Origin of the sequence: uncultured Campylobacter sp., assembly GCF_938017615.1 — a bacterium.
Lineage (GTDB): Bacteria > Campylobacterota > Campylobacteria > Campylobacterales > Campylobacteraceae > Campylobacter_B.
Map to the genome: position 1 here is coordinate 1 of NZ_CALIJA010000156.1, position 21,626 is coordinate 21,626.

Annotated in this window: 20 protein-coding genes, 1 other RNA gene and 1 pseudogene; 16 read left to right on the forward strand and 6 right to left on the reverse strand. The window is 45.0% G+C overall.

Going from position 1 to position 21,626, the window contains the following annotated elements; translation table 11 throughout:
- The 7 genes from Q0620_RS08010 to Q0620_RS08040 all read left to right on the forward strand — a co-directional run.
- A partial coding sequence (locus Q0620_RS08010; RefSeq protein WP_298784369.1) for a hypothetical protein occupies nt 1-110 on the forward strand: 110 nt, incomplete at its 5' end.
- 10 nt (nt 111-120) lie between these two features.
- Nucleotides 121-840 (forward strand): phosphoribosylaminoimidazolesuccinocarboxamide synthase, encoded by a 720-nt coding sequence (purC, locus tag Q0620_RS08015; protein ID WP_297896375.1) that lies wholly within the window; start codon nt 121-123, stop codon nt 838-840.
- 3 nt (nt 841-843) lie between these two features.
- Nucleotides 844-1,080 carry a phosphoribosylformylglycinamidine synthase subunit PurS gene (gene purS, locus Q0620_RS08020; RefSeq protein ID WP_298784338.1) on the forward strand — a complete coding sequence of 79 codons (237 nt, stop codon included), beginning with the start codon at nt 844-846 and terminating at the stop codon, nt 1,078-1,080.
- A complete protein-coding gene (purQ, locus tag Q0620_RS08025; protein ID WP_298784340.1) occupies nt 1,077-1,742 on the forward strand; it encodes a phosphoribosylformylglycinamidine synthase I in 666 nt (221 codons plus the stop codon). The genes purS and purQ overlap by 4 nt, the downstream gene beginning before the upstream one ends.
- A complete protein-coding gene (locus Q0620_RS08030; protein ID WP_298784342.1) occupies nt 1,736-3,028 on the forward strand; it encodes an SH3 domain-containing protein in 1,293 nt (430 codons plus the stop codon). Before purQ ends, Q0620_RS08030 begins: the two co-directional genes overlap by 7 nt.
- Nucleotides 3,009-3,695 (forward strand): lysophospholipid acyltransferase family protein, encoded by a 687-nt coding sequence (locus Q0620_RS08035; RefSeq protein ID WP_298784344.1) that lies wholly within the window; start codon nt 3,009-3,011, stop codon nt 3,693-3,695. Before Q0620_RS08030 ends, Q0620_RS08035 begins: the two co-directional genes overlap by 20 nt.
- 437 nt (nt 3,696-4,132) lie before the next feature.
- Complete coding sequence (locus tag Q0620_RS08040; RefSeq protein WP_298784346.1) at nt 4,133-4,612, forward strand: hypothetical protein; 480 nt, start codon at nt 4,133-4,135, stop codon at nt 4,610-4,612.
- 175 nt (nt 4,613-4,787) lie between these two features.
- On the opposite strand, the gene Q0620_RS08045 is transcribed toward Q0620_RS08040, so the two are convergent.
- A complete protein-coding gene (locus tag Q0620_RS08045; RefSeq protein WP_298784348.1) occupies nt 4,788-5,822 on the reverse strand; it encodes a hypothetical protein in 1,035 nt (344 codons plus the stop codon).
- Nucleotides 5,823-5,928: 106 nt separating this feature from the next.
- Here Q0620_RS08045 and truD point away from each other — a divergent pair, with 106 nt between their 5' ends.
- On the forward strand, nt 5,929-7,041 hold the full coding sequence (truD, locus tag Q0620_RS08050) for a tRNA pseudouridine(13) synthase TruD (RefSeq protein ID WP_298784350.1): 1,113 nt from the start codon (nt 5,929-5,931) through the stop codon (nt 7,039-7,041).
- A gap of 235 nt (nt 7,042-7,276) precedes the next feature.
- On the opposite strand, the gene Q0620_RS08055 is transcribed toward truD, so the two are convergent.
- On the reverse strand, nt 7,277-7,405 hold the full coding sequence (locus Q0620_RS08055; RefSeq protein ID WP_298784352.1) for a hypothetical protein: 129 nt from the start codon (nt 7,403-7,405) through the stop codon (nt 7,277-7,279).
- Between the two features lie 62 nt (nt 7,406-7,467).
- Here Q0620_RS08055 and rnpB point away from each other — a divergent pair.
- An RNA gene (rnpB, locus tag Q0620_RS08060) (RNase P RNA component class A) lies at nt 7,468-7,784 on the forward strand.
- Between the two features lie 37 nt (nt 7,785-7,821).
- Nucleotides 7,822-8,100, forward strand: coding sequence for a hypothetical protein (locus tag Q0620_RS08065; protein ID WP_298784354.1), 279 nt, complete (start codon nt 7,822-7,824; stop codon nt 8,098-8,100).
- 2,059 nt (nt 8,101-10,159) lie between these two features.
- Here Q0620_RS08065 and Q0620_RS08070 read toward each other — a convergent pair.
- The 3 genes from Q0620_RS08070 to rsmH all read right to left on the reverse strand — a co-directional run bounded on the left by Q0620_RS08070 (nt 10,160) and on the right by rsmH (nt 14,122).
- Nucleotides 10,160-11,230, reverse strand: a complete 1,071-nt coding sequence (locus tag Q0620_RS08070; RefSeq protein WP_298784356.1) for a DNA recombination protein RmuC — start codon at nt 11,228-11,230, stop codon at nt 10,160-10,162.
- Nucleotides 11,220-12,032, reverse strand: a complete 813-nt coding sequence (locus Q0620_RS10890; protein ID WP_366125032.1) for a hypothetical protein — start codon at nt 12,030-12,032, stop codon at nt 11,220-11,222. Before Q0620_RS10890 ends, Q0620_RS08070 begins: the two co-directional genes overlap by 11 nt.
- A 1,154-nt stretch (nt 12,033-13,186) precedes the next feature.
- Nucleotides 13,187-14,122, reverse strand: coding sequence for a 16S rRNA (cytosine(1402)-N(4))-methyltransferase RsmH (gene rsmH, locus Q0620_RS08080; RefSeq protein ID WP_298784358.1), 936 nt, complete (start codon nt 14,120-14,122; stop codon nt 13,187-13,189).
- A gap of 64 nt (nt 14,123-14,186) precedes the next feature.
- Here rsmH and Q0620_RS08085 point away from each other — a divergent pair, with 64 nt between their 5' ends.
- From Q0620_RS08085 to Q0620_RS08110, 6 genes and pseudogenes are all read left to right on the forward strand, one after another.
- Nucleotides 14,187-14,747, forward strand: a complete 561-nt coding sequence (locus tag Q0620_RS08085) for a class II aldolase and adducin N-terminal domain-containing protein (protein ID WP_298021431.1) — start codon at nt 14,187-14,189, stop codon at nt 14,745-14,747.
- Nucleotides 14,748-14,879: 132 nt separating this feature from the next.
- Nucleotides 14,880-16,337 (forward strand): peptidylprolyl isomerase, encoded by a 1,458-nt coding sequence (locus Q0620_RS08090; protein ID WP_298784360.1) that lies wholly within the window; start codon nt 14,880-14,882, stop codon nt 16,335-16,337.
- On the forward strand, nt 16,330-17,697 hold the full coding sequence (gene ftsA / locus Q0620_RS08095; RefSeq protein ID WP_298784362.1) for a cell division protein FtsA: 1,368 nt from the start codon (nt 16,330-16,332) through the stop codon (nt 17,695-17,697). The genes Q0620_RS08090 and ftsA overlap by 8 nt, the downstream gene beginning before the upstream one ends.
- A 22-nt stretch (nt 17,698-17,719) precedes the next feature.
- Complete coding sequence (ftsZ, locus tag Q0620_RS08100) at nt 17,720-18,880, forward strand: cell division protein FtsZ (RefSeq protein WP_298784363.1); 1,161 nt, start codon at nt 17,720-17,722, stop codon at nt 18,878-18,880.
- A complete protein-coding gene (locus Q0620_RS08105) occupies nt 18,881-19,393 on the forward strand; it encodes a pyridoxamine 5'-phosphate oxidase family protein (protein WP_298784365.1) in 513 nt (170 codons plus the stop codon).
- A 97-nt stretch (nt 19,394-19,490) separates the two neighbouring features.
- Nucleotides 19,491-19,910 (forward strand): annotated as a pseudogene (locus Q0620_RS08110) (ABC transporter permease subunit); the annotation flags it as partial.
- A gap of 799 nt (nt 19,911-20,709) precedes the next feature.
- Here Q0620_RS08110 and Q0620_RS08115 read toward each other — a convergent pair.
- Nucleotides 20,710-21,626, reverse strand: a 917-nt coding sequence (locus Q0620_RS08115) for an autotransporter outer membrane beta-barrel domain-containing protein (RefSeq protein WP_298784367.1), incomplete at its 5' end; no start/stop codon positions are given.

The following is a 21,626-nucleotide window of genomic DNA, read 5'->3' on the forward strand; positions in this document are numbered from 1 at the left end:
AAGATGCTCAGAAAAAGGATGAGAAAAGTTTCATCACAGCAGAGCAGATTAATAACGATATCCAGTTAAAAACCGCAATAGACGCGATAAAAATTCTAAACATCAAGTAAGGAGAGTGTGATGCAAGCTACCAAAAAAGAGCTTATCTACGAAGGCAAGGGCAAAAAGATGTGGTCGGTTAACGAAAGTGACGACCTTTTGATCTCGGAATTTAAAGATTCGTTGACGGCGTTTAATGGCGTCAAAAAAGCCGAAGAGAGCGGCAAAGGCGCGCTGAATTGTAAAATTTCGACGCTGATTTTTGATCTGCTTAAAAAGCATGGCATCGCCACCGCGCTTGTTGAGACGATCAGTCCGACCGAGCAGCTCGTGAAAAAATGTAAAATTTTCCCTCTTGAGATCATCGCTCGCAATATCGCCACCGGCTCGCTTACAAAGCGCCTGGGCATCAAAGAGGGTACGAAGCTTCCGTTTGCTCTGGTGGAGTTTTGCTACAAAGACGATGAGCTGGGCGATCCGATCCTAAACGACGAGCATTGCTTGCTGCTTGGCGCCGTAAAGAGCCAAAGCGAGCTTGACGAGCTCAAAAAGATCGCGCGCAAGATCAATGAAATCTTGATTAAATTTTTCGACGAGCGAAATTTAAAGCTCGTGGATTTCAAAATCGAGCTTGGCAGAGATAAGGACGGAAATATCCTGCTTGCAGATGAGATCAGCCCCGATAGCTGCCGCTTTTGGGACAAACAAACCGACAAAAAGCTCGATAAGGACGTATTTAGACAGGATCTTGGTAGCGTAAAAGTGGCCTACGAAGAGGTCTTGCGTAGAATTTTAGGATAAGCGATGAAGGTGATCGTAAACGTAAGGCTTAAGCAGGGCGTGCTCGATCCGCAGGGCAAGGCGGTTTTGCACGCCCTTGCTGCGCTTGGATTTAGCAGCGTACGAGATGTGCGCGTAGCCAAACAGATCGTCCTTGAGCTAGATGGCGAGGATAGGGATAAAATTTATGCCGAAGTTGCCAAGATGTGCGATGAAATTTTGGCAAACACCGTCATCGAAGACTACGAGATCGTGATATGAAGGTAGCGATCGTAAATTTCCCAGGCACCAACTGCGAGCGCGACACCAAATACGCCTTTGATAAGCTTGGTTGCGAAACGCAGATAATCTGGCATAAAGAAACCGACATAAACGCCGATCTGATCGTGCTTCCCGGCGGCTTTAGCCACGGAGATTATCTGCGAACCGCGGCGATTGCTAAATTTAGTCCGGTGATGAAGGCGGTTCTTGCTCATGCTGCGCGCGGCGGCTATATCCTAGGCATCTGTAATGGCTTTCAGATGCTTTTGGAGCTAGGCTTGCTCGCAGGCGCGATGAATAAAAATATAAATTTAAGCTTTATCTCAAAATTTCACCATCTGCGCGTCGTTTCAAACGACAATAAATTTCTGCACTGTTGCGATAAGGGCGAAATTTTAAATATCCCGATTGCGCATGGCGAGGGCAACTACTATGCGCCTGCGGATACGCTAAAGTCGCTATACGACGAGGATTGCGTGTTGCTAAAATATTGCGACGAAAACGGCGCGGATCTAAATCCAAACGGCTCAGTGGACGCAATCGCAGGAATTTGCGATAAAAACAAAAAGATTTTCGGCCTGATGCCGCATCCCGAGCGCGCGATAGAGCCTATTTTGGGCGGCACGGACGGAGAGAAAATGCTAAAAGGCTTAATTTGCTAAAAAGAATTCTTACTATTTTAGGTGTCTGCACGCTTGCGTTTGCTACGCCGGAGATTGAGATCGATTCGCTCGATGATCTAAGTAAATACGCGCCGAAAAAAGCTGAGGATAAGCCCGACGAGCCGCAGACGCGCGATAATTCCAAAGTGATGCTGAAGTATAATAAAAAAGAGGTTATGTCGATGGATAATCTAAGTATCGACGATCTTAAGGCTTTGGCGCCTACTAACGAAGTCGATCTGGATATATCCGACGATAAGGTCTATCAGGACATTAAGCCCAAAGAGCTTACGCTAAAAGCCAGCGGGATGCCTAGGAAGGTGTATTGCAATCAAATTTTTAAGATCGATTTCGCCGTATATTTGGGGCAGAAAATCACCGTTAAGCCAAAGCTGGAGATCAGCCGCACCAATGGTATGAAGTGGCTTAATGCCGACAATCTTACGTGGATTGAGGGTGACGAGATGTTTGAGACGACGCTGTGGTTTGCGGCAAGCGATAAGAGCGACAAGATCAATGAGCTCGTTTTGACCTTGCAGCGTAACGGAGAATTTTTTGAAAAAAGCTCTATCAAACCTGATAATCCGGAATTTATGAAGCTTGACACGAAGCCTAATTTTTCGCATATCGTAGCCGACGAGCTGAAACTTAAAAACTACAAAACTACAAAATTTGACGACGCATCGAATTTACTCACGCTCGATCTTGGTATCCGAAACGGCGCAATCAGCGCTTTTAGTATCGATAATCCAGCCATTATTAAGCAGGGTGTGGACTCCGTACGCGGCGCATACGCAAGTCAGAGCGGATATTATTTCGCCGTCGTAGATAAAAATATCACAAATTTAGACTTCAGCTACTTCAATCTCCAGACGAAAAAATTTGAAAATTTCGGGCTTGAGCTCAACCCACGCGCCGAAGATCTTAGCACACAGATCGGACTAAATCCGAAAGAGAGTAAATTCGAAGCCTACAAGCAGATCGCGATATATACCCTCGCAGCCGGGCTTTTGGTGATGTTTCTGCTTAGCAAAAATATCACGCCGCTCATCTTTGCGGTGCTGATTTTGGCGGTAAATTTCTATGCGCAAAGGCCTTACGGCACGGGCAGTATCGCGCAAAATTCTCCGGTTAGAATTTTGCCTATGCAAAGCTCCACCGTGTTTTACGTGACTAAAAATCCCGAAAAGGTTGAAATTTTGGGTACGAATAAGGAATTTTATAAAATCATGCTGGGCGGCAACAAGATCGGCTGGGTTAAAAAAGATGAGCTTAGCAAGGATTAGAGCGCTATTTTACGCGATTTGGTTTATTTTTACCGTCGTTTGCGTCGTGATCGCCATGGCGGTGAAAAACTCATCTCATCGTCGCTTTCGTCGCATTTGGGGGCGCTTCCAGCGCTACGGCATTGGATACGATATCCAGATCATAGGTACCCCTGATCCGCGCGCGCAGCTACTCATCGCCAACCACCAAAGCATAATGGATATCGTCGTGCTCGAAGAGACCCATCCCGCCGATATCTGCTGGATCGCCAAAAAAGAGATCGCCGACATCCCTATCATCGGCAAAATCATCACGCTTCCGAAGATGATCCAGGTCGATCGCTCAAATCCGCGCGATTTGGTGCGGATCGTGCATGAAGTGCAGCAGCGCGTGAGCGAAGGGCGCGTCATCACGATGTTTCCCGAGGGCACCAGACATCGCGGCACGCAGCTTTTGCAATTCCAAAGCGGCGCCAAAGCGATCGTTAGCAAGCTCGGTCTGCGCGTCCAGCCCGTGGTGCTCATCGGCACGCAGCACATCGCAAACTCTCACGATTTCACCGTTCACAGCGGACACGTCAAAATCATCTACCTAGACCTGCTCGATACGGGCGATAAAGATTGGCTGCAGCACGCCAGAGAGGCGATGCAAGCCGTAATCGACAAAAACGAAACCGCCGAAGCGTAGGTGGAATTCATAAATTTATCGATAAAATTCAAACGCGACTTTTGTTAGTTCGCGCGATTTCTGTGCGCTAGCGCGTTTATTTGCGCTTTGATTTGCGGCGGCAAAATTTTGTAAATTTCATCCGCTCGTGTTAGGCAGTGTGGAATTTCAAAATTTTATACGTGCGCGCGAACGACGAAATTTTAAAATTCTATCCATGCGCTCAGGTAGTGGAATTTTAAAATTTCATCTAAGCAGCAGGCGGCGAGTTATCGGCAAGAGATAGGCAAGAAAACAGCGCCTGTAAGAAGCAAAATTTTAAAATTTTACGCGGCGCGGTAAGATAGAGCTTAGCGTATATTTGGCCATTTGTGCAAATGGCTAAACGATTTGTTGTAAGAGCAAAGGCGGCGACAATCCGCAAGCAGCCTAAATTTTAAATTCTTAAGGAGGAGAGAATGGCGTTTATTACAGAGCGTATTTCAAAAGAGGATGTCGAGAAATACGATTTACTAAAACCGTGCAATGAGATATGCAATAAGTATTATCAGGGTGAGCTTGATTGGGTAGATTTAAATTCGAGAAGTTGGTGTGTAGATAGAAAAAGAAGCATTTGGCTTTTTCCTGTGCGTAGTATCACTATCGGAGATCCTAGAGATATGAATTATAGCGGCGAAGATATATGGATCTTGCACTACAAGGGCAAAGATATAGAGATTGATTTAAGAAAGATATATAATGAATATACCGGCAAAAAAGATACGGATAATCCGTTTATATTAATATATGAACTGGAATCTATAAGAAGCGATCTTGGGGATATAACAAAACAGGAGATTGTAGATATTTTAAAAGAAATTTTAAATGAGTATAAGATAGGTGCTATAATTTCTATTCCTAGAGAGAATATTAAAGTAATTTTCAGATCTAAAATTTAAAGAAAAGGATAGAATATGGGCTATACAAAAGATCAAGCAGATGCTGAATTAAGAAAAATAGTAGAAGGGAAGTTGCCTGCGATTTAGGAAGCTATTTAACTTCTGACGTCCATAAGTACACAGCCCGTTTAAAATTTCAACGTCGCAATATAAGTAAAATTTAACTCCCGTCCGCTTAAATCAGCGTCGGCTTTAGCTTGCGCGCCGAAAAGTCGGGCCTCTCGCCGCGAGCTAGAGCGATGAGCTCATCCGTCGCAATTAGATAAAAGCCCGCGAGATCTCTACCGAAAAGCCTTTGGATTTCATCGCTTCTGCCGTCTAAAAAATCAAGCGTGAGCTTGGAATTTAGGAGCAAAAAGTCGCTTCCGCTATCAAACGCGTCAAATAAAATTTCGCCCCCCAGTCGCAGCGCGCACTCCCGCTCGCGCTCATATATCTGCGCTCCAAGCGGCGCGCCTTCGCAGCCAAAGTGCACGATCTGCGCGCCCAGCCTGCTAGCCAGCTCCTCCGCAGCCTCGTCATACCATACGGCGACGTTAAAGCCGCTAAAATTGCGCTTCGCGCCCGCTGCGTCAAATTCTGCCATGCTCTGTGCGCTTAAAATTTTATTGCTCTGCGCTGGCTCGTATTTTAAAATATCGCAAAACGCCCTGTATGCCGCGCGGTCGTCAAACTCCATCCCCACGGCGTCGCACTTCGTAAAATACGCCATCTGCGGCTCGATGATCTCTAAAATCCTCATACGCTCGCTCGGGTGCGTCTGCATCAGGCGGTGCGCGAAGATAAAGGCGCTGTTGCCCAAAAACTCCCGTGAGCATGCGGGGATTTTCGTAGAGTAAAAATAGGGCGCGAGGCTTTTGTAAAACTCGAAATCAGAGGAGTCCGCGATGTTCTCAAAAGCTTTGAATTTATCCAAAAACGCTCTCGGCTCGCAGCGCAGGTCTTTAACCGCCTCTTTTTCGCTAAGAGGCGCGATGATTAGCTCGCTTCCAAAGTGCGCTATGAGCGTATCTAGCGGCTCTTTTACGCTTACTGCGGTGCCGCCGATTTTTACAAATTCCACCCCCTGCGCGCTGAAATAGGGATCGTGCGCGCAGATGTCGTCAAGCAGTGCCGCAAGATCGGCAAAGGGCGCGCTTTCATAAACATAGGGCTTGAAGTAGCTTGCGACGTCGCAGCGGGGATCGAAGCGAAAGAGCCTGATTAGCATTTTTCATCCTTTTTTTATGGCGAATGATACTAGAATTTGCCTTAATAATGAGTTTTTTAGGCTCAATTTTATAAAATTGCGCCTTAGATTAACGCAAAGGCCGGCTATGAAAAATTTATACACCCTAAATCACGCGCCGATAAATGCGCATTTTAGTAAAAACTCCAGCGATTTCGTCGTGCGCGAAGTACCGCTTTACGAGCCTAGCGGTGAGGGCGAGCACTGCATTTTGCTGCTGCAAAAAAAGGGCATTAGTACGCACGAGGCGTTGCGGATTTTAAGCGAACGCACGGGAGCTAAGATGCGCGATTTCGGCTACGCAGGGCTTAAAGATAAGCAGGGCCTTACGACGCAGTACGTTAGCATGCCCGCTAAATTTGAACCCACACTGGGCGGATTTTCGCACGAAAGCCTTAAAATTTTAAGCGTGCAAAGGCACAAAAACAAGCTTAAAATCGGCCATCTAAAGGGCAACGACTTTTTCATCCGCCTAAAAAAGGTTCTGCCGCCCGACGCCGTCAAGCTCGCAGCCGCGCTAGATACGCTAGGGCGCGAGGGCTTTGCGAACTACTTCGGCTATCAGCGCTTCGGCAAGTTCGGCGACAACGCGGCGCAGGGCGAGGAGGTGCTGCGCGGACAGAGGCGGCTTAAAAACCCCAAAATGCGCGATTTTCTAATCAGCGCCTATCAGAGCGAGCTTTTCAATCGCTGGCTTAGCAAGCGGGTCGAAATTTCAAAATTTGCGGCTGAATTTAGCCTTGGAGAGTTTGCTAAAATTTATGGACTAAGCAAGGAGGAGGCGCGCGAGATTGCAGCTCAGCCGCAGTTTTTTAAGCTGCTTCGCGGCGAGATTTTAGGGCATTTTCCGCACGGCGCGTTTTTTAGCTGCGACGATCCGGGTGCTGAGTGCGAGCGGTTTGCGAGGCGAGAAATCACGAGCGCGGGATTAATCGCGGGGCGAGCTAAGCTGCGAGCTAGCGGGCTTGGCGGTAAATTTGAAGATGAAATTTTCGCACCCGCTCGCGAGTTTGAGGCACAGATGAACGGCTCGCGCAGGTTTGCGTGGAGCTTTATGGAGCGCGTGCAGCACTCTTACGATGCGCAAAATGCGCATTTTAGCTTCAGTTTTTACCTGCCGAAAGGCTCTTATGCGACGGTCGTTTTGGAAGAAATTTTGCATCGAGATATATTCGAAGGCGCCGCGACAGACGAGGATTGAGACGCATCGCGCGCTGTAGGGTAAGGACTCACGCGTCCCATGTCATGCCACGTCAAACCGCGCCGTAGAGTAGGGTTCGCACCACATTTACGCTACGTCGTAGCGCACCGCACCGCACCGCACCACGCGGAATTTTACGGAATTTTAGAGCTTGCTGCGTGGGTCTAAATTTGCGCGGTAGATAAAATTTTATAAAATTTCGTGAGATTTCATCACAGTAAGCGTGACGCTTTGTCTAAGCCATAGAATTTAAAATTTTATTCGGCTCGGCCGTAGATGAAATTTTATAAAATTCTATTTCGCGATGATCTGTTTTGCCGCGCCGAAATCCCGCACTCACGCTGTAAAATTCCGTGAGCCGCAAAATTTCCGCTCCTTAAATTCCACAAGCCGTGAAATTTAAGCCAAAAAAGCTATAATTGCGCTCGGGTGTGGCGTGCGGTCGCTCTGCAAGGAGAGGAAAGTCCGAGCTGCGATAAGACAAGGTTGCGTCTAACGGACGCCGGGGGCAACCCTAGGGAAAGTACAACAGAAAGCAAACCGCCGCGCAAGCGGTAAGGGTGAAAGGGCGGGGTAAGAGCCCACCGCGCGCGTGGAGACACGAGCGGCAATGCAAACCCAACCTGCAGCAAGAACGGGTGGTTTCGTCTTATATTCGAACCGTTCGCTCGAACCGATTTGCAAAAATCGGTCTAGATAAATGACCGCTGTAACGGAACTCGGCTTATAGCCACACCTCTTTTTACACCGAATTTATTTACTTGGAATAAGGAAAAAATTTTGAAAAACTTAATCTTATGCAGCGCGCTTTGCGCCGTCGTTTTAGGGCTCGGAGGCTGCGCGAGTGGAGGTCCTGATAAGTCAGTAATCTTGCAAGGCGATGCTCATGATCGCGCTTGCGCAGAGGTTTATGAGCACTACAAAGAGCTAGAGGCGAAGCTTTTGACGGTAGAGGATCGATACGCAAACCCAAGCGTTGCAAACGATTATATACAGACTTACGACGAGTACGAGCGCACCATCGCCTACTACAACGAAAATTGCGCGACCGATAAATAGGCGGCGCAGACTGAGCGTGATTTGGTATAAGTGTGGCGCGGCGCAGCAGCGCAAAATGCTCAAAATTTTATAAAATCTCTAAAAACTATTGAAAATTTTATGCGAAACAAAAAGCATTTAAAATTTATTACGTACGCTTGGCTCTAGCGATACGAAGTCGCGGTGTGAAGCATGGGCACGATGCCTATTCATGCCCGTATTTAGCTTGGTGCGTTAGCGTGTAATCATATGAGGGTGCCACATACTCGTGCATTGGCTAAGGAACGCGCAATTTATTAATCGAATCGGCGCTAAGCCTTGAAATTGCGAAGTCGCACTCAAAAATTCCGTCGCGCAGATTTGAATTAGTGGCTTAAAGTGTCAAAGCAATACCCAAAATTTAGCCGCGAGGCGGACGACGAACGATTTATTAATCGGATCGGCGTAAAGTCACACCAAAAATTCCGTCGAGTGGAGTTGGTTGCTGTGCCCATTTATGCGTCCACTAAAGCCTTGTAGCCTCAAAATCCGTCGCGTAGATTTGATCGGCGCCTAGGCACTTGGATCGATCATAAAATCAGGTATCAAAAATCCTATTACTCAGTTTTGATCTGCTGCGCGATTTTCGCGGCGTATAAGAGCGGTAAAACGAGATCGTTAGGATAGCTTTAAGGTGCAGTGTAATTTTTTCGCTTGCGCATGCGGTTTTTAAGGCGCTTGGTAATGTCAGTTTACTCGCAGAGTTTTAAGATGTGCGGTTTTTTGAGACTATAGCAGCGAGATTTTTTGGGTTTTTAGCGCGAAGGTATTTGGCGAATTTGCAGTGCTATGGCTTTGATTTTTGTCGAGAAATTTTAGAATTTTACGATTTCGCAAGAGAATTTTGTGTGTTTTGGCGCCGCGTCGAACTTAAAATTTCATCTTGCCGCTGCGTAAGATTGCGCGTCTAATCTTTCCATTTTTTTAAATACGGCGTATGTTTTGAGATTCGCGTCCGTTTTTGAAATTTTACTCCGAATAAACACCGAATACACAAAATAGGTAGCCCAGCGATAATTTTAGAAAGCCGTGCAAGCCTGCAATGCAAAAGCTAAAGCTTTATGAGAGGCGGAACTTAAGGCGCCTTTGCCGATAATCTAGCCGCTCAAAATACCGTGGCTTTAAAATTTCGCGAGTTAAATTTTAAAATTTACGCCGCTTGCTGTGGCTGGTAAAATTTAGCGAGCTAAATTGCGCTGAAATTTTACGAACGGCGACAAAAAATATTCGGCGTAGAATTTTATTTGGCTTGTTTATACGGAGCAAGGGTTTAAGTTTGCAAGTAGCCGCGGTTTTTGCTTTACGCTCGCACCAACTGACCAAAGCACCACCGCGTATTAGCGTGATGTTTATCTTGGCTACGCTTTAATGCACGAGGTTTTGTGTCGCCGTAAAATACAAATTTATGAGCTTTCGGGATTGCAGATTAATTTTGCGCGCTTGCAGATAGTTTTTTAAATTTTGTCAAAATATGAAATTATATCCGCGCAACGCCCATAAATTTCTCAGCGCTAAACGGCTAATCCTGCTCGCAGCGCTGCTATTTGAAATTCATAGTACCCGTAAGCCGCTTTTTAGAGTTTCGCCAAAATACGAAATTTAGCTCATGAATCATGAATTCTGCCTCTGAAATGTAGAATTTTGCCTGCAACCGCAAATTACGTACGCAATAATGCGGCATCAAATTTTGTTTCGGTATAGCAGCGCTGAATTTCTTGGGCGAAAAGCGTAGTGATTGATCTTGCTGCATCGTGACGAGGGCGTGCGTTTAATGCTTAAGCGGATTGAATCTGCTCGCGCGCCCATGAAATTTAGTTAATCAAATTTTATGCGCGTCAGACAGCATTTGAATTCTGCTTGCTCGCGTAATAAATCTGTTAAGCTGAGTTTTAAATTCTATCTACCCCAAATGGGAATTTTATCTGCAAAATAGGCGAGGCGTAAATTTAATTGAATGCTGCTCGCCTACCTGCGGAATTCTGCCTCATTACAAGCTTGCTAAAGTACTCCAAGTTGCATTGTACGCTACGGTTTGCCCTCATTACAGCTCGCTAAAACGCTCAAAGTGGGCTTTTAGAGATTTTGCATTTTTGTTTAAAAGCTCCGCTTGTGCAGCGAGCTTATCCGCGTATGTTTGAAGCGCCGTCGCATACTTGGCATGCGTCTCAAAGTCCGATTTTAGCGCGTAAATTTCATCTTTTACCGATTTTATATTTTGCGCGAGCGCCTCGTCTTTTACGAAGGTACGGATCGTGCCTAAAAGCGCCAGTAGCGTCGTGGGTGATGCCGCAAAAATGCCGATTTGCGCGCAGTATTCAAGCACCTGCGGCAGCTTCTCGCAGACGTAGACGAAAACCGCCTCACTCGGCACGAATAGCACCGCAAACTCCGTGCTAAGAGGCGGTATGATGTATTTTTCCGCGATATCTGCGGCATGCTTTTTCATATCGGCGGCGAGTTGCTTATCCGCACTAGCAAGCGCTGCGGCGTCGTTTGAGGCGGAGGCGGCGATAATTTTTTCATAGCTTTGAAGTGGGAATTTTGAGTCAATGCAAAGAATTTTTTCTTTTGCGATATGTAGCGCGCAATCTGCGATTCTGCCGTTTGGTAGGTGCTTTTGCAGCTCGTAAAACGCGGCGTTTTGCCCGTAAATCATCGATAAAATTCTCTCTAATCGGTACTCGCCGAAGTTGCCGCGCAGCTTGACGTTGCCTAAAATCGCGTTTAGCCTTGCGATTTCATCACGCACCTGAAGCGAAGTTTTATTTTGCTCGCTCATTCGCGCTAAATTTTCCGCTATGTCCTTAAAGCCGCGATCCAGCGAGCTTAAATTCTCGCTAAGCGCGCTATTTTGGCGCTGCAAACCCTCGCCTAGGGATCTATTAAGATAATAGAGCTTATCGTTAAAGCCGTCGTTTAGGCTTTGATTTAGCTTAAAAAGCTCGGCGCTTGCTCTCGCACTTTGAGCTGTGAGCCTTTCGTTTAAAAGCTCGCTAAGCGTGGAGTTTGCATCGCTTATGCGGCGGTTTTGCAGCACGAGCGCGATCAGCAGGGCAAGCACTAGCGCAGCAAAAAACGCAAACGCCGCGAGCAAAATCCCATCAGCGCCCATTTTCTTGCACACTTTGCGGATCTAAAATTTCATTTTTGTAGCGTAGATATTCGATATCGTTGTTAAGCGCACGATTTTCCTCAAGCAAAACTTCGTGCTTGGTACGAAGCGCGGCGATGTCGCGGCTGATATAATAAATTTCGTTGCGGATGTAAATCGCCGGCACCGTCAGCAAAAACGCAAATCCGATCAGCAGATAAACGACTAAAAGCTGATAAAGCGTGAGATTTTTCTCCTTTTTTTTCTCGGCATCGTAGTTGCGTAGTAGCTCGTCTTGTGCGCCAGCAAAACTGCCATAGCTGCGCCCTGCAGCAAGGCTTGAATAATCCTGCGCGCCCATATCCGCGTAATTTTGATTTTGCGTGCCTGTAAAGTTCGCACCCGCAAACGCCGCATAATCCGCCTTGCCTGTAAAATTGGCACCTACAAAATCGCCGTAGCTCGCTCCAGTTGCGGATTTCTCGCTACCGCGAGTGACTGAAAGATTTACGTCGTCGCGTCCTTTTAATTTTACTTTGTTGCTTTTATTAAATTTTATTCCGCCGCTTTCGGAATTTAGATAGTTTTGGGTATTTATAAAGCCTGAACTTTCGAATTCCAAGCCGGTAAAATCGTCGTAACCGCCCGCTGCGCCCGCGTAGTTTCGTTTTACGGAAAGATCTGCGGCAAGCTTATCCTCTAGCTCCTCATCCGTCAGATCCTCCATAGCTCGTCTTTTCGCAAGCTCTATACCCGCTAGATCGGATGTCCCTGCGAAGTCGTGCCCGTCATCGTCGTCGGCAAAATATTCATATTTATTCATCTAAAATCTCCATAAATTTAAAACCACGATCTTATCTTTACTCGCCGTCAAGGCGCCTGCGTCAAGATAAATTCAGCTCGAAGCCCGCAGCTCGCGTGTACCCAGCAATGAGCCGTTAAGGTGAAATTTAAAAGTCAAAGTTACGGGCAAAATTCTTCTTTGCAATTTTACCTCGGTAAATGGAATTTTATCTTAACTCGCAAAATTATATCTCGGCCAGCAAAATCAAAATTTTACTTTAGCGGGCTATTGCGTTTATTTATCTGGCTCTTTGCACGATACTGTATAGCAGCGGAAGCTACAAAAGAAGCATCGCGTTAATTTTGCTCGCCTTTGCACCGCAGACTTGCCGAATCAGGTAAAGATAAATTCCAGCCGTAGTGGGTGATCTATGCTGCTTTTACCCATTTTATACACTGTCGGCTTGCAAAATTTATATCGGCAGCAGAGTTATCTGCTAAGTCCCGCTGTCTAGTTTAAAATTTTTACGTTGATAGTTTTCGCATTTACGGCGAAATTTCATTTACTTTATCCGCTATCTATCTGCAAAATTCTATATTGGCAAGCGGAATTTAACGGCTTTGTCTATTTTCGCCGCCTTTGCACCGCCTGCTTGGGAAATTCATTTTGATAGGTAAAAATCAAGTTCACTTTACTCGGCTTATCTTATAAAATTTTGTCAAATCGTCTGAAAAACCGCTTAAAATTTTACTGCGTCTTCGATGCGTCTTAAAACGCTAAGTGAAGGATATCACTTGCAAGATAGGCTCTATCGTCTAAAAGGTCAATGAAACTACTGCTCGCTTACAAAATTTCGTTAAAGCAAAGAACGAGATTTGGCATTATGCCGCTTGCTTTAGGCGCCAAATTTTAACTTTTGCTCGGTTTTATATCTATGTTGCCACTTAGTTTTTAAAATATGCAGCAACTAAATCTCATAAAATTATACGTTAAATATAGCGTAAAATTCAACGTTAAATTTTATGATTTAGACATTGCGCGTTCGAAATAACGCTGAAAATATCATAAATTCTAAAGCGAATCTTTGAAAGCTGAATTTCAAAATTCCGTAAAATTTTAAAATTTAATGCCTGCAAATCTATAAATTTTACAAAATTTCGTCAAAATTTAAAATTTATAGCAAGCAAAGGCGGTTATTTCAGTCGAAAAATTCTAAGCTTCGCGCTCGCTGCTCGCGAGTTTTGCGCAAGCTCTTGCGCGTCCGCTATTATAGGGTTTTTGGTTAGGATTTTGCCTAACGAATGCCCGCCGCCACATTCGCAGCGCATAAATTCTCTAGGACAGACGCAATCGCGCTCCCACACCCTAAATCGCTCCTTTACTATGCGGTCTTCAAGCGAATGGAATGAAATTATAGCGACAGTTACATTAGTTAGAATTGAATCGCGCGATTTTTGCTCAATGAACGCGAACAGGCGCTTTAGTTCGCCAAGCTCGTCGTTTACCTCGATGCGGATCGCCTGAAATGCTAGCGTAGCCGTGCTGATGCTGCGCCCTTTAACGGGCTTCGTTCCGATTAAATTTGCCAAAGCTTTGGCGCTTGTTAGTGGTGCGTTAGCCCGTGCAGTAGCTATTTTAGCAGCGATTGCGTTAGCGTTTGTTAGCTCGCCGTATTCGTGGAAAATGCGCGCCAGATCCGCTTGCGAGTAGCTGTTTACGACATACGCCGCATCTAGCGCTGCGCCTGCATCCATTCGCATATCCAGCGCGTCGCTTTTAGTGGAAAAGCCGCGGCAGTTTTTATCTAGCTGAAGCGACGAAACGCCGATGTCGGCTAATATCCCGCGAACTGCGCGGAGCTTTTGCTCGGGCAGAATTCCTAAAATTTCGCTAAATTTTGCTTTGTGGATTTCTATGCGATCTTTAAATTTACTGAGCCGCTCGCGCGAAAATTCTATCGCTTCGGCATCTCTGTCGCAAGCGATAAGCTTAAGGCGCGGATTAGCGGTCAAAATGCCCTCGCTATGCCCTCCGTAGCCTAACGTACAGTCGATAACATAGCCGTCCTCAATCTGCGAAAATGCGGTGATCGTTTGCGAAAAAAGTACCGGAATATGTGGAGCTTGCACCTGAATTTATCCTTTTGAAATTTCTAATCCTATATAATAGCGAAATTTTTTACAAAGGCGAGAGATGGACGAGTATTATTATGAAATTTTGCGCAAAATTTCGCTTTCGATGTTTAGAGATAGGCTTTTTGGGATCTTTCACGGCTCGATTTCAGCAAAAATTAAAGAAAATCAATTTTTGATCAACAAAAAAGACGCGATTTTTGATAGCCTGGATAGGGATGATTTTATAACGCTGTTTTCAAAAAAAGACTACCGCTGGCAGGATGCTAGCATCGATAGCGATATACATATAAATATTTACAAAAATATAAAAGAGGCGAAATTCGTAACCTACGCGACACCACCATATCTCGTCGCATATACGCTGGAGCATGATTTTATTTTGCCGCGAGATTACTTTGGGGTGAGCAAATTTAAGCGCATTGAAATTTACGATCCTAAGAGCTACGACGACTGGCACGAGCGCGCGCCGTATGAAATTTGTAACTATATGATAAATGAAAATAGCGATATAATGGTGATCCGAGGCTATGGGGTTTTTGCCCATGCAAGGAGCGCGCAGCAAATGGCGAAAAAAATAGCGATTTTAGAAATGAGTTCGAAGCTACTTTTGCTAAGCTAAGATTAATGTATACCAAATCATTTACTAACGCGTTATAATTCGCCAAAAATGCCTATTTTTCAGCCTTACATAAGGTTTTATCTGTATAATTACTAACAAAAAATTTCTTTAGTTAGCTATTTAAGGATTTAGATGATAGAATGGATGCAAAAGCATAAGAAGTCGCTTATACCGACGATCTGGATAAGCACGATAGCCTTCGTGGGCGCAGGCTTCGTCGGCTGGGGCGCATATGATATGAACGCTAACCGCGCAGGCTCAATCGCTAGAGTAGGGCAGATTTCCATAACAAATCAAGAACTAAACACAAAATACTCCGAACTATACAACAGGCTGAGTGCTATGAGCGATGGGCAATTTACTCAAGAACAAGCCAAAAATATGCATCTAGATCAGATCGCAGTAGATCAGCTAATCGGCGAGGCATATTTTCTAAATTTTGCTAAAGATTTAGGCATTCAGGCTAGTGATAAAGATGTGGCGGAATTTGTGCTAAACTCGCCGAATTTCCAAGAAAATGGCGCATTTAGTAAGGAACTTTACGATAATGTCGTAAGGAATTCAGGACTTACTAAAAAGGAATTTGAGCGCAATCTACAAAAGGTCCTAACTTTAGAAAAGCTCGGCAAAGCACTAAAAATAACGCCTAGCCCTAAGATCGTAGAAGCATTTGCAGCATCACAGCTGATGCAGGATAAGGTTTCTGCAGAGATAATCTACGCCGATGCTAACGTCACTTTTAACGACGACGAGCTAAAGAAATTTTGGGAAGGCGAGAAATCGCACTTTATGACCGAGAAAAAATATAATCTAGGGGCCTATTTCGTGGCGCCTAGTAAAGCCGACGTGAATGAGACGGAACTAAGTAAATTTTACGAAGAGCATAGAGGCGAGTATAGAAGCCTGGATGATAAATTATTGGATTTTGCAGAAGCCAAACCTAATGTCTTAAAAGATTACCGAATGGATCAGGTTAAAAAAGACGCTACAAAGGATTATCTGGAGATTAAAAAAGGCAAAATCGATACTAATGAAACCATAGTCGCTACAGCTAGCAATTTTCCAATATCTGAGATTGAGGTGGCAAAGCCAGGAGATGTCATCAAGCCTTTCGAGTACAAAGGCGGATATTTGATTGCTAAACTAAACGGTGTAGAGCAGCCTAGGCAGATGAGCTTTGAAGAGGCTAAGTCTTTGGCTTCTAAAGAATTTGAAACAAAAAAACGTAAAGAGCTACTTGAAAAAAGAGCTCAAGATGCGCTTAAAAATTTCAAAGGCAAAGATTTCGGCACGTTATCTCTTAATAGTAAAAACAACACCAAGCTAAGCGATGACGAATTTTATAAATTTCTTATCGATATGTTTAATAAGCCTGCGAAAGAAGGGATAGTGATGTTTGATAACAAAGCCGTAGTGTATAAAATTTTACAGCAGAGCCTAGGCAGCAGCGAAGAGATAGATAAAGAAAAAGCGATCGTCACCGATAGGATAACTGCGTTATTAAATTCCAATCTGCAAGACGATCTAACCAAAATGCTAGAAAAGCGCTATAAAACCGAAAGATATTTTAAAGGTAAAGACAGTGAGTGAGTATATTTTAGGTCTAGATATAGGCTCAACTAAAATTCGCGCGATAATCGCTAAAAATGATGGCATTTTTACGGTCTTAGGCGTTGGCGGAGCCGATACTTTAGGTATCAAAAAGGGCGTCATAACAAACATAGAACAAGCCGCGGGCTCAATAAAGCAGGCGGTAAAAGCGGCTGTAAAAGGAGCTGGCAGAAGCTACGATAAAGCCATTATATCTATCTCGGGCTCATACGCCAAAAGCGTTAAATCTCGCGGTGTCATAACCATGGAAAATGAGATCGGGTTGGATGAAATAAAGCGTGCCATGCAGGTTGCCGAAGCGCAAGCAAACGTGCCTAGCGATAGCGTGATTTTACATGTGCTTCCGTATGATTTCAGAGTTGATGAGCAGGAGCATATTGAAGATCCGCTCGGTATGAGTGGCACGCGTCTAGAGGTATCTACACATATCGTCATCGCGCCGGAAAGCTCTATTAAAAATTTGAAAAAATCCGTTGAGATGGCGGGCGTAAAAGTAGATAACATCGTCCTTTCTGGCTATGCATCTTCTATATCTACGCTTAGCAAGGACGAAAAAGAGCTAGGTGTCGTACTGATCGATATGGGCGGCGCTACGTGTGATATAGTCATCCACCTAGGGAATTCCTTACGTTATAACGATGTTGTGATGTTCGGCTCTAATAACGTTACTAACGATCTATCGCGCGCTCTGCACACGCCGCTTCCATATGCGGAAAACATAAAGATCACCTACAACGATCTAATTAATCAAGGCAATAGCGAAGTTGAATTGCCTGCTTTGGGCGATAGCGAATCGGAAAATCACATAATAAGCCTTGAGATCATTTCGCAAGTAATCCTTGCTCGCGTTAAAGAGACCTTTGATATGATAGCCGACAAGATCGAAAGAAGTGGCTATAAAGACCGCATAGGTGCAGGTATAGTTATTACCGGCGGCATGGCAAAGCTAGACGACGTGCGCGATTTAGCGGCGATAGTTTTTGATAACACTTCCGTTAGGGTTGCGAGAGCAAAGAGTGTGGGCGGCCTACACGAGATCGCAGACGATATTTCAAATTCTTGCGCATTGGGACTTTGCATGTATGGCTTTGGCGAATTTACCCCTTACGAGATGGACTCTAACGGCAAACTCCGCTACAAAGACGAAGTTATAAATAAGGCTCCGAAACGAAATGTGAACGAATATTATGAAAAAGAGGTCAGCAAGGCGATAGAAAAAGAGGGCGTCAGAGCGGATAGCGGTGCGGCTAAGAAGGAGGATCTAAATATCCAACTTCCAAAAAAAGACGGACAGAATTTTTTCAGTAAAATTTGGTCGTCTATGAAAAATTGGTTTTAAAATTTAAGCTAAGGAGATACTCGTGAAAGGATACAGTATGGAAGAAAGAAAGGGCATCTACGGTGCTAAGATGAAGGTGATCGGCGTCGGCGGCGGCGGATGCAATATGATCAATCATATGATTCGCGAGGGTTTTACTAAAACAGACGTCGAACTAATGGTGGCTAACACCGATGCACAGGCTTTAGAAAAATCGATCGCAAATACTAGAATTTTACTCGGCGAAAGCACTACCAAAGGTCTTGGCTGCGGTATGGATCCAGCGCTTGCTAAGATGGCTGCGGAGGAGAACTACGACGATCTCAAAGACCGCTTGGACTACTCCGACATCGTTTTCGTTGGCTCCGGCCTAGGCGGCGGTACCGGTACGGGCGCTGCACCTATCGTCGCTAAAGCTGCGAAAGAGAAAAAAGCGCTAACTATCGGTGTCGTTACTACCCCTTTCGGTTTTGAGGGTAAAAAGCGCATGCGACTAGCACAGGAGGGTCTTGAAGAGCTTAAAAAAGAGTGCGATTCCATAATCGTTATCCCAAATCAAAATTTATTGAAGATCATCGATAAAAAAACCGGCCTAAAAGATGCCTTTAAAATCGTAGATAATGTCCTATTTCAAGCCGTAAACGGTATGATCTCCGTGATCTTAGAGTCCGGCGATAGCGATATCAACGTCGATTATGCCGACGTTAAAAAAGTAATGACTCACCGCGGTTTGGCATTGATGGGTATCGGCGTTAGCGAGGGCGACGGCGCGGCGGAAGAAGCGCTAAAAAGTGCGATCCAATCTCCGCTTTTGGATAATACCTCCATTCACGGCGCTATGGGCGTGTTAGTGCATTTTAAGATGTCGCCTGATTGCTCCTTGCTTGAGATCGAATCTGCGATGAATATCATCGAAGATACCGTAGATAAGGACGCCGACGTTACCTGGGGCACCACCACCGATCCTAAGATGGAAAACAACCGCGTCGAAGTTACTCTCATCGCCACCGGCTTTGAAAGGAGCGTCGAGGAAAAAAAGCAGGTCGCCAGCGATAACGTGGCGGATCGCAGAAAGGCGCTTTTAGAGAGCATGGGTCGAAATTCTATCTTTTCTAGGCAAAAGGTAAGCAGCGGCGATTTTAACGGGGACGAAACCTACGACGAGCTCGACGAGCCCGCATTCCTACGCAACCAGATGGACTAAATGCGCAGACGAGATAGGCAGCTAAGCGAAGATGAGGCGTTAAAAATCATCGACGAGAGCGAATACGCTACGCTTAGCTGCATAGATGATAGCGGTGAAATTTTTAGCGTGCCTATCTCGCCGGTGCGCGATGCGGACGTTATTTATATCCACGGCGCGCCTGCCGGCACAAAGGCAAAACTCTTTCAAAACGGACGCGCGGTAACGGCAGTTTTTGTTAGCTACAACCGCGTTCCTACCCCAAGTGATGAAGAATACCAATCTATTGCAAACGACGCTGCCGCTTTAGGCTCTAGAGTTTATACGACAGAGTACCGCAGCGCGATCGCCGTTTGCGAAGCAAGCGAAGTAGAAGATGACGAGCGTAAAATTTACGCCCTGCGGATACTATGCGAAAAATACACCCCAAACTACATGTCGCGCGTGGAGTTCGCATCTAGAGCTTCCCTAAAACGCACGAAAGTGTATGAGCTTAAAATAAAATCCGTAACCGCAAAGGCTAAAATTTTATAGAATTAAATTTAAGAAATCTAAATTTAAATTGCTTGATTTCTTAAAATTTCAAGTTTGAATGTTAGGCAAATTTTAATCTGAAATTTCGTATCGCCAAATTACGAAGCTTCTTGTCGGCACAAGCATCGGCACTACCGCGGCGATCGTGCCGCTTACTATCGGCTCGGCGCCCTTCATCGCGCGGCTCATCGAAAGTGCGCTACTGGAGGTTGATAGCGGCGTGATCGAGGCGGCGAAGAGCTTCGGCGCGAGCAAGACGCAGATCATCTTTCGCGTGATGTTCGTCGAGGCGCTGCCTAGCATCATCGGCGCGATTACTCTGACGCTTATCGTCATCATCGGATTTACGGCGATGGCGGGCACGGTCGGCGGTGGCGGGCTCGGTGACGTGGCGATCCGCTACGGCTTTCAGCGCTTTCGCCCCGATATAATGGCATACACCGTCGTGATCCTGATCGTACTCGTGCAGATAATCCAAAGCATTGGAAATTTACTCTATAAAATCACGAAAAAGTAGGAGCGCTGGCGGTTGCGGCGGAATTTTATGATGAAATTTTATCTGCTTTGCTTTTTGTCGTGAAATTCTGCTCTTGCTTTGGAATTTTGTCTTTGCTTGAGACTCTGCGTTTGCTTATAAGATTCTACTCTTGCTAGCGAGATTCGGCATTCACTCGCAAGGCCCTGCTTTAATTCGTTTGATTGCACTCTTTCCGTGAAATTTTGCTTATAAATTCTATGACAAGCAGTTTTAAAATTTTATAATTTTAGGTTTTGCGGGATCTTTCTTATACAATTTTACTTTTACTTCGAAATTTCGTAGCTTACTTTTAAAATATAAAGCGCAGGATATAAATAAAAGGCACCGGCCTTAGCAATAAAAGACAAAGATAATGGTATTGCCGCTTTGATAAGCTTTTTTGGCTTTGGTAAAAGAACCTAAGATTACGCCAGTTCTTTAAGCATAAGGCAGACTATGAAATTCCTCTGCGAATTGAGCCTAAATTCTTTCGTATCGCAGAATTTTAAAGAGGCATAGAAAGCGTAGAATTTTATGAATTGCCTTGCGCCGCTTGCGGTAAAATTTCACGCGGGCGGATACGGCGCGTTTAATAAGATTATTATCGCATAAGAGCAGAGCTACTAAATTTATCCCGTTTTGCATTGCAAGATCGATGGTCTCTTCATGCGCCGCAAACGGGATCATCTGCGTAGCATCTAAATTTAAAAAGGGGCGAGAAATCTATCGCCCCTGAAATTTTAAGTATAGGATTTGATTTTATAAATGTGTGAGCTAGGGCTTGCTTGCCCCTTTAAATTTAAAACATCACCTCAAACCCTGCATTGATAGCCCCGCCTCTTGTTTTGCCTACGTAGCCCTTGCCTCCTAGGCTAAGGATAAGGTTTTTGCTATCGTATTTATAGCCTGCTTCAAATACTCCGGTTGAACCCTTTAGGCTAGGCTTAGGAGCGTCAAGTCCCATAGTAGATGCTTTAGCATCCCCTTTAAACTCATACTCATAAGCGCCTCCAAAGTATAGGTTATGCTCGTCTTTTAAATTTATAGTATCTCTAAGACCCGCTCTTACTCTATTGGAAGTAACGCTACCAAAGTGATATCTCTCACCCGAGCTTATAGTAGCATCTGCATCATCCGTGTAAGCATATAGCCATTTAGTATAAACGTCTAGTTTATTACTTTGGCTTAGATCAAATATTTGACCTACTCCTATATGAGTAGCCATATAGGTTGAGCTAATATCAAACTTCTCATTATGAGCTAATACTCCAGGAGCTATGGCATAGGTCCAGTCGTTACTATTGTAGTCGCTACTTATCTTACCTACGTGAAAGCTTGCATCAAGGTAGGTACCACTAGTAAAGTTTTGCTTTAGCATCAAGCCTCCGCCTATATACTCGCTATCTCCGTCTGCATGTAGACCGCTATCTAAGTAGCTATCGTAGTTGGCTTTTCCATATTCTACGAATACTCCGCTTAAGATATCTCCTGCGAAATTCTCAGTTAAGCTGGCAAGTCCTGCTGCAACGCCATAGCCTTTGGAATTTACGTGAGAGCCCGTCTCATACCTTAGATCATAAGCTTCGCTTATAGCAAAAGGAAATAGCTCTAAGTGTCCATCCGGTATTAGCTTATCTAGGTAGTTGGTAATTAACTCGCTTCCGCTCTTTAGGCTAGCTAAACTTGCAGCACGGGTTTCTGCGAAGGATTTGGTAT